This is a genomic window from Halomonas sp. BC2, assembly GCF_002078115.1.
GTDB classification, from domain to species: Bacteria; Pseudomonadota; Gammaproteobacteria; order Pseudomonadales; family Halomonadaceae; genus Vreelandella; species Vreelandella stevensii.
The window spans coordinates 2,248-10,650 of the sequence record NZ_LFGT01000028.1; the positions used below are offsets into that span (position 1 = coordinate 2,248).

The 8,403-nt window shown below is 62.6% G+C and carries 10 protein-coding genes; 8 read left to right on the top strand and 2 right to left on the bottom strand.

All coding sequences use genetic code 11. The annotated features are described in order from the left end of the window. The 4 genes from B7L71_RS15795 to bla all read left to right on the top strand — a co-directional run. Positions 1–496: GNAT family N-acetyltransferase (locus B7L71_RS15795; protein ID WP_212636767.1), on the top strand; the 496-nt coding region annotated here is incomplete at its 5' end. 38 nt (positions 497–534) lie between these two features. After that, entirely contained in the window at positions 535–957 is a 423-nt protein-coding gene (locus tag B7L71_RS15800) for a GFA family protein (RefSeq protein ID WP_016914636.1), read from the top strand. A gap of 7 nt (positions 958–964) precedes the next feature. Continuing rightward, positions 965–1,417: an N-acetyltransferase gene (locus B7L71_RS15805; protein WP_016914635.1), complete on the top strand. Its 453-nt coding sequence runs from the start codon at positions 965–967 to the stop codon at positions 1,415–1,417. Between the two features lie 16 nt (positions 1,418–1,433). After that, positions 1,434–2,354 (top strand): class A beta-lactamase, encoded by a 921-nt coding sequence (gene bla / locus B7L71_RS15810; RefSeq protein WP_371827789.1) that lies wholly within the window; start codon positions 1,434–1,436, stop codon positions 2,352–2,354. 71 nt (positions 2,355–2,425) lie between these two features. Here the strand turns inward: bla and B7L71_RS15815 are convergent, their stop codons facing one another. Both B7L71_RS15815 and B7L71_RS15820 read right to left on the bottom strand, forming a co-directional pair. Further along, the gene (locus B7L71_RS15815) at positions 2,426–3,010 is read right to left on the bottom strand and encodes a manganese efflux pump MntP (RefSeq protein ID WP_016914633.1); all 585 of its coding nucleotides are present in this window, start codon (positions 3,008–3,010) and stop codon (positions 2,426–2,428) included. A gap of 124 nt (positions 3,011–3,134) precedes the next feature. Further along, positions 3,135–3,863, bottom strand: a complete 729-nt coding sequence (locus tag B7L71_RS15820) for a CDP-alcohol phosphatidyltransferase family protein (RefSeq protein WP_081139063.1) — start codon at positions 3,861–3,863, stop codon at positions 3,135–3,137. A gap of 260 nt (positions 3,864–4,123) precedes the next feature. Between B7L71_RS15820 and B7L71_RS15825 the strand changes: the two genes are divergently transcribed. The 4 genes from B7L71_RS15825 to B7L71_RS15840 all read left to right on the top strand — a co-directional run. Next, positions 4,124–5,122 (top strand): zinc-dependent alcohol dehydrogenase, encoded by a 999-nt coding sequence (locus B7L71_RS15825; RefSeq protein ID WP_081139064.1) that lies wholly within the window; start codon positions 4,124–4,126, stop codon positions 5,120–5,122. Between the two features lie 14 nt (positions 5,123–5,136). After that, complete coding sequence (locus B7L71_RS15830; protein WP_081139066.1) at positions 5,137–5,535, top strand: 6-pyruvoyl trahydropterin synthase family protein; 399 nt, start codon at positions 5,137–5,139, stop codon at positions 5,533–5,535. Next, positions 5,532–7,463, top strand: coding sequence for a glycosyltransferase family 4 protein (locus tag B7L71_RS15835; RefSeq protein ID WP_081139067.1), 1,932 nt, complete (start codon positions 5,532–5,534; stop codon positions 7,461–7,463). Before B7L71_RS15830 ends, B7L71_RS15835 begins: the two co-directional genes overlap by 4 nt. Before the next feature lie 58 nt (positions 7,464–7,521). After that, positions 7,522–8,403 (top strand): lysylphosphatidylglycerol synthase transmembrane domain-containing protein (locus B7L71_RS15840; protein WP_446497442.1); only part of this gene is annotated, 882 nt, incomplete at its 3' end.

Consider the following 8,403-nt stretch of genomic DNA (forward strand, 5'->3'; position numbering starts at 1 on the left):
AAGCCCGCAAGAAAAGGATTTTAAAGTGACCGTAAGAGCAGCAGAAAGAAGCGATATTGCCGCCATGGCCGAGGTGTATCAGGCCTGTTTCCCCCGCGAGAAGAACCATGCCCAGTGGATCGAGGCATCGTTTAACGCCTACCCGCGGGGCGTGTACTACGTGGTAGAAGTAGCGGGCGTGGTGCGTGGCTATATTCTGTGGTGCGTAAAGAACGGCTTTCGGGAAAAAAGCATCATCGAGCTGGAGCAGATCGGCATTCATCCCGACGCGGCGGGCCAGGGGCTGGGTAAGCGGCTCATCGTGGAGTCATTGGCACCGTTCAAGACCCACGTGCGAGGCCTGGGCTGCGGTGTCGGGGCGGTGATGGTGACCACCTCGGAAGGCAACTTCGCGGAAAAACTGTATCAATCGACCCTGGGGGTTTCCCGCGCGGCGGTGGTCAGCGGTTATGGTGCCGGGGATGAGGTGATTCTGTATAACCCCAGCATGGCGTAGCCAGCGATGGCGTGCGGAGAATTTTCAAGGAGCAGAACATGAAGGGCGAGTGCCTGTGTGGGGAAGTGGCGTTCACGATCGAGGGTGAGCTGCCTCACCTGTACCAGTGCCACTGTTCGTTATGTCGCAAGGCCACCGGCGCGGCGGCCAATGCGGCCACCTTCGTGCCGGGGGAGCAGTTTCAGTGGCGCTCGGGGCAGGGGAATGTCCGCTCGTATCAGCGGGAAAGCGGCTATCGCAGCGACTTTTGTGCCACCTGCGGTAGTCCGGTGCCGAATCAACTGCGCGGCAGCGACTGGATGTGGGTGCCTGCCGGGCTGTTGGAAGGCGAGACCGATGCCAGGGTGGCAGTGCATTTGCATGTGGCCTCGGCGGCTACCTGGGAGCAAGAAACCAACCACTGCCAGCGTATCCAGGCCTCGCCCGAGAGCCTTCAGGCACTTCACGCTCTGCTTCAGTAGGCATGTCATGCACGCTCACTCACATCACTATCGTATTCGTGCCTTTCAGGCGGACGACATGGAGGCCGTGCTGGCTATTTGGCTGGCGGCGTCTATCCAGGCGCATGATTTTATCGAGCCTGACTTTTGGCACGCCCAGCGCGATGCCATGCGGGAGCGATACCTTCCCGCCTCAGAAACCTACGTAGCCGAAACCTCAGGCCAGGTGGTGGGCTTCTATAGCCTTTACGAGAACACCCTGGCCGCGATTTTCGTGCAGCCAGAGGGGCAAGGCCGTGGCCTGGGTAGTGCGCTACTGGAAGATGCCAAACGCCGTCGAGCATGGCTGGAACTGACCGTCTATGCCCAGAATACGCCCAGCATTCGTTTTTACGAAGCGCGCGGCTTTGTGCGCATGGGCGAACAGCAGGATGAACACACGGGAGCGCCGGAGCTGCTGATGCGTTTTAGCCCCTCGTAAGAATAGCGCTACACTCATGTTGTCTATTTTCCCTTACTGCCCAGGAAGGTTACCCATGAATCACCGCCAACCACGCTGGATGCGTGCCACGCTATCGGCGTGCGTGCTGTTCGCTTCGTCTGTTGCAATGGCACAAGACGACCCTATCAGCGCTGAGCTGGCGCGTATCGAACAGGCGCTGGACGCGCGCATTGGCTTTGCGGCGCATGATCTGGCCACGGGCCAGCGCTGGGAGGTGAACGCGGATGAGCGCTTTGCCATGTCCAGCACGTTCAAAACGCTGGCGTGTGGCGCGCTGCTGGAGCAGGTGGATGAAGGGCGGCTAGCGCTGGATACCGAGGTCAGTTTCGATGAATCGGCGCTGGTGACTTACTCGCCGGTGACCGAGCAGTATGCGGGGCACCAGCCAATGACGCTGTTCGAGCTGTGCGATGCCACCATGACCACCAGCGACAACACGGCGGCCAACCTGATACTGGAAGCCCTGGGCGGGCCGGAAGCCATCACGGCTTTTGCGCGCCGCCTGGACGATTCCGTTACGCGGCTCGACCGTTTCGAGACCGAGCTGAACGAAGCCACGCCCGGGGATGAGCGCGACACCACCACGCCTAATGCCATGTTGGCCACGCTGGAAACGCTGGTGCTGGGCGATGTGCTCACCCCGGAATCTCGGCAGCAGTTACAAGACTGGATGAAGGGCAACGCCGTGGCCGATGGGCTGTTTCGTGCCGCCATGCCTTTCGATTGGGTGATCGCCGATAGAACCGGCGCAGGTGGCTATGGCTCTCGTTCCATCACGGCCATCATCTGGCCTCCTGAGCAGGCGCCCACCGTGGCTGTGTTCTACCTCACCGAAACAGACGCATCGTTCGAGGCACGCAACGAAGCCATTGCGTCGTTGGGGAAGGTGGTGCAAGCGTATCTGGATGAGCGCTAAACATCGCTCCTGATTACCCGCAGGGTGGCTCATGGGCTACCCTGCGGGTGATGTACATGAGGCTACGCAGGTTACAGTGCCTGTAGCATACCGGTAACGCCACCGCCGGTATGCTCTATCAGTACCATCACCCCAATCCCGATCAATACTACCCCGCCTATCAGTTCTGCCCAGTGGCCTACGTAGCGCCCCAGTTTGTGGCCAAGCAAGGTGCCCATCGAGGCCATGACGGTGGTCGCCAGGCCGATGGCCAGGCTGGTGGTAATGATATCCACGTCGATAAACGCCAGGCTGGCGCCGACGGCCATGGCATCCAGGCTGGTGGCAATGGCGGTCAGTACCAGCAGCCATAGCGTTTGCTTGCGGTGGGCTACCTGCTCTTCTTTTTTGAGCCCTTCGTACATCATGTGCAGGCCAATGGCGGTCAGCAGTACAAACGCGACCCAGTGGTCCCAGGCTTCCACGTACTGTTGAGAAGCCTTGCCTGCTACCCAGCCCAGTACTGGGGTGATCGCTTCGATGGTGCCGAATATCAGGCCAATGCCAAGGGCATGTCGCCAGCGTGGTTTGGTCAGTTCGGCCCCTTTGCTGAGTGATGCAGCAAAGGCATCCGCCGACATGGAAACCGCTAAAAAGAGCAGGGCTACAGGTGTCATCGCAAACGGCTCACGTTATCTGAAGAACCAGTGAATACCTATACCCGAGTATGTGGGTCGGGTATTTGAATGGACGGAATCCTATCAGGTTTTAGAGTGAGCCTGGCGCTATTCGTCATGAGCATCAACGACGCGGACGCCGTTGATACAGCCACCATACGTCTACCCCAAAGGAGTAAGCCAGGCTGAGCAGGGCTCCCAGGGCCAGCAGGCTGGCGTAAAGGGAGGAGGTGAAGGGAGTCAGTGCCAACAGGAGTGCCGTGACCTGCCAGACACAGATCAGTTTACGGCGGAAGCTGTCGTACAACGGCGCCTCTAGCCAAGGCAGCAGCCATCCTGCTGCCACGAAGCCATAGCGCATTGCGCCAATCAGCAATACCCAGGGGCCCAGGGCTTCTGCGCGCATCAGGGCCAGGCATAATAGCAGGATCAGCAGGGCATCCAGCTCCATGTCAAAGCGTGCGCCAAAGGGCGAGTGGCTGTGGGTGCGGCGGGCAATCCAGCCGTCCACGCCGTCCAGCAGCAGGGCAATCATGGCGACACCCAGCCATAGCCCAATGGCCTGTTGAAAGGCGCCGCCCACCAGGGCGCCAGCCACCAGTGCCACCAGTACACCACGCACGAGGGTGACTCTATTCGCCCAGCCCAGCGCACCGTAGGGCCAAAACAACAGCACTAGCGCGCTCATCACGGCATATAAGCCGACGGCTAACCACCAGTTGGCGGCACTCGCCATGAGCGGACCCATGAGCCATCCCAAACCGCCCAGTAACAGGCCCCCCAGCAGCAGCTCCAGGCTGCTATGAAGCCGGTTGAAGCGTGGCGATTCCGTAGTGTGTGAGGCTGGGGGCATGGAGGCTCTCGAAGCGGCATCGTCATCCGCAGTTGAAATTAGTGGTGCAATAATTTATCAATGTATCATTATTGTATAGATATGGCGCGCTGCTTGTGCTTTGCTGGTGAGCTGTCGAGCCGCGTCACGAAGGTTAATAAACGTTAATAGACCGTTTTCTTTTCTAAGCTAAGCTATAGGTTAGCCCTTGAAAAGTCGCCAACTCTTGCAAAGGCTTGGGTCAACGCAGGGAACTTGCGCTTCAACGATAAGGAAATGTCATGTCAGTGCCTGATACCGCTCAGGCCTTTTGGGTCACCCGCCCAGGCCACGGTGCAATTCAGTCCGAATCTCTCCCTGCCATGGGCCAAGACGATGTGCGTGTGCGTGCGCTTTACAGCGGCGTCAGTCGAGGCACCGAGTCGCTGGTGTTTCATGGCCGTGTGCCGAGCAGCGAGACCCAGCGTATGCGCGCGCCCTTTCAGGTGGGGGAGTTCCCTAGCCCTGTCAAATATGGTTATTGCAGTGTAGGCCGCGTGACCCATGGCCCTCAGGCGCTGGTCGACCAGACCGTATTTTGTCTTCACCCCCACCAGGACCGCTATATCGTCCCGGCCACCATGGTGGTGCCGGTGCCCGCTGACGTACCGGCTTACCGGGCGGTGCTGGCCGCCAACATGGAAACGGCCATCAACGGCGTGTGGGACGCCAACCCCATGCTGGGTGAACGGGTATGTGTCGTGGGCGGCGGCGTCGTGGGTGCGCTGGTGGCTTACCTGTGCGCGCGTATTGCTGGGGTGCAGGTGCAGCTCATCGATATCAATGGCGAGCGTGAGGCGTTGGCCGATGCGCTGGGGGTGCCGTTTGCCCTGCCGGAGCAGGCCCCTGCGGATCAGGATTGCGTGATTCATGCCAGCGGTCATCCTGAGGGCCTTCGCCTGGCCATGTCATTGGTGGGCCAGGAAGGGCGCGTGATCGAAATGAGCTGGTTCGGGGAGGGTGACGTGGCGCTGCCCCTGGGCGGCGCGTTCCATTCCCAACGTTTGACCCTGCGCGCCAGCCAGGTGGGCCAACTGCCTGCCAAGCTGCAACCTCGCTGGAACTACCAGCGTCGCCTGGCTCTGGCGTTGCGCCTGCTGGCCGACCCGACGCTGGATGTCTTGATCAGCGGTGAGAGCAATTTCATGGACTTGCCTGCCCTGGCGCTGGCGTTGTTTGGCCCGGGCAGCAAGGCATTGTGCCATCGCATTCGTTACCCCGTTCAGGATGAACCTGAATAACCCAAGGAGTTGCCATGTACCGTTTATGTGTTCGTGACCATTTCATGATTGCCCATAGCTTCAAAGGGGAGGTCTTCGGCCCTGCGCAGCGTACCCATGGGGCAACGTATGTGGTGGATGTCATCTTTCAGCGCCCCGCGTTGGATGAAGATGGCCTGGTCATCGATATCGGGCTGGCCAGTGAAACCGTCAAGGAAGTGTTGGCGGGATACAACTACCGCAACCTGGACGAGGTGAGCGAGTTTACCGGCCAGAACACTACCACCGAATTCATGGCCAAGGTGATTTTCGACCAGCTGGCCGAAGCGATTCGTGGCGGCAGGATGGGAGAGACTGCCAAGGGGCTGACCCGCATGGAAATCAAGCTGCATGAATCCCATGTGGCCTGGGCAAGCTACGAAGGCGAGCTATGAGCCAACGATTTACCCTGATCGTGGCCGGCGACCCTGGCCAGCGTACTGGCGGCTATCTCTATGATGCCCGCATCGTGGAGGCGCTGCGCGAGCAGGGCCACCAGGTGACGGTGGTGGGCCTGGAAGGGTGCTTCCCGTTGGCCGATGAGGTCGCGGCGAGCGCCCTGGCCCACGCGCTGGAGCAGCAGGCGTCAGGCGCCCGAGTGATACTCGATGGCCTGGCCGTAGGTGCGCTGCCCGACGTGGTCGCACGACATGCCAACAGGCTAGACCTGACCGCGCTGCTGCATCACCCGCTGGGGGATGAGCAGGGGCTGTCCAGCGATGAGCAGCAGCATCTGCACCGCAGTGAGCTGACGGGGCTTGGCGGCGTGGCGCGTATCATCGTGACCAGCCGTTTCACCGCGCGGCGCTTGAAGGCGCTGGCCGAGCAGTACGCCGTGCCGATCACTGCGCCGATCAGCGTGGTGGAGCCTGGCGTGGCGCATGCCCCTATCAGCCCGGCGCCGCGTGAGGGTGAACCCCTGCGCTTGCTGTGCGTTGCCACCCTGACGCCACGCAAGGGGCAGGACGTGCTGGTGAAGGCGCTGGCAGGGCTGACCCATCTGTCCTGGCAGTGTGACTGCTATGGTGCCGAGCGAGACGCCGAGTTCAGCGCCAGCGTTCGCCAGCGCGTGGAAGAGCATCACCTGGGCGAGCGCATCGCGCTGCACGGTGAGTGTGATGCCACCACCCTGGAAGCTGCCTATCACCAGGCTCATGCGCTGGTACTGCCTTCCTGGTACGAAGGTTACGGCATGGTGGTGACCGAAGCTTTGGCCCATGGCCTGCCCGTGATCACCACCACCGGTGGCGCCTTGCGCGATACGCTACCCGAAGGCGCTGGCTTGAGCGTTGCGCCTGGCGATGTGCCCGCATTGCAGGCGGCGCTGGAGCAGTTCTGCAGTGACCAGGCCCTACGCACGGCGCTGCGGGCAGGCGCTGCGGTCGCACGCGGAGAACTCAATGACTGGCAGGCGGCGGGTGCGCAGTTTGCCAGCGCGCTGAACATGGGGGTCGCGCCGAACATGACCGCAGGCAGCCAGTTTGCGGCCAGTTGGCTCAGCCAGCGCGAGCGCGTGGATAGCCAGTCGCGCAGCAGCGCGCTGGTAGCAGGTTTGAATGCCTGGCTGGCCAACCGTGACAGCGTCACCCTGGCAGATTTGGGCTGTGGGCGGGGCAGCAACGTACAGTTTTTGGTGCCCCGGCTGAGCATTCCTCAGCGCTGGGCGTTGTTCGACCACGACCCTGAATTGCTCAAGGAAGCCCGTGGCCGTGCCATGCAGCTCCACGATGCCCGTGGCCAGCCCGTCCAGGTGGCAACCCACTGCACCTCGCTGGCGAAGCTGGCGCACTCTGCCTTGCTGGAAGCCGATGTGGTCAGTGCCTCGGCGCTCATCGATCTGGTCTCCCAGCCGTGGATCGATGCGCTGGCCGCCCAGTGCGCCGAGCAGCGGCAGGCGCTGCTGGTCAGTCTCAGCGTGACGGGGGAGTGGTGCTTCATCGATGCGGAGCACCAGCCACTCGATCACCCCGAAGATCGCTTCGTACGGGGCCTGTTCAATGCCCACCAGCAGCGTGACAAGGGGCTGGGCGAGGCGCTAGGAGGCCACGCCCATGCGGCGCTCGCGGAGGCGCTCAAGCGCCGGGGGTATAGCCTTGAAGAGGCCGCCACGCCCTGGCAACTGGCCGCAGGAGACGCCACCCATGAGCCGCTGATTCGCTCGCTGATAGAGGGCTGGGCCGCCGCCGCCACGGAGCAGGCGCCGGAAGCGGCCACGCGTATTGCCGAATGGCGCACGGCCAGGCTGGACGCCGTGGAGCGTGGCCAATGGGGTGTGTGGGTAGGCCATCACGATCTGCTGGCGCTGCCAGCGGCGGCGGGGTAGCAGAGTGCTCGCGCGTGGCTGGCGTGCGCCCTGGGTACGACGTTGCCTGGTCAGCGGCATGCTGCTGCTGGCGGTCGCCTTGTGGGTCGAGCCTGCCGATATCATGGCCGAAGTGCAGCGCTTCTCGTTGGGCTGGATGGTTCTGGCGCTGGCCATCAGCGTGCTGCAAGTCATGCTCAGTGCGTGGCGCTGGCAGCTCACGGCGGGGCTGATTGGTGTGCCGCTGCGTTTTGGCTACGCCCTGCGTGAATACTACCTGGCGCTGTTGGTCAATCAGCTGCTGCCAGGCGGGGTGCTGGGAGATGCCGGGCGCGCGCACCGCCATGCGGGCCAGGCCACTTCTCGTGGCAGCGCCTGGCGGGCGGTGGTGATCGAGCGCGCGTCTGGTCAGGTGGCCGTGGCGCTGCTCACGCTGGCAGCGCTGCTGGCATCGCCGCTGTGGCACGCTGCGCTGGGCCCTACGGTGTTGATGTCATTGGCGGCTGGCGCCCTATTTGGCCTGGCAGGACTGGCGCTGCTGATACATTGGGCGCGTCGCCAACGGCTGGCGCTACCGCGCTGGTGCCAAACGCTGGGGCGCGACCTGCGCCGGGGGCTGTTCCAGCGTCGCGTATGGCCCCTGCAACTGGGCTCGTCGCTGACCATCGTGATCAGCTATGGCCTGGTCATGCTGTGCGCGGCCAGGGCCATCGGTAGTCCGGTACCTGCCTTTGAACTGCTGGCGTTGGCACCGGTACTGCTGCTTTCCATGCTGGTGCCGCTCTCGGTAGCCGGGTGGGGCGTACGCGAGGGCGCCGCAGCAGGTTTATGGATGCTGGTGGGCATGCCGCCTGCGCAAGGCGTGGCCATTTCGCTGGCGTATGGCGTACTGGTGCTGCTGTCCAGCCTGCCGGGGATCCCCGTGGCACTGGCTCGGCGCGGTCAAGCGAGCCCGGCAGGC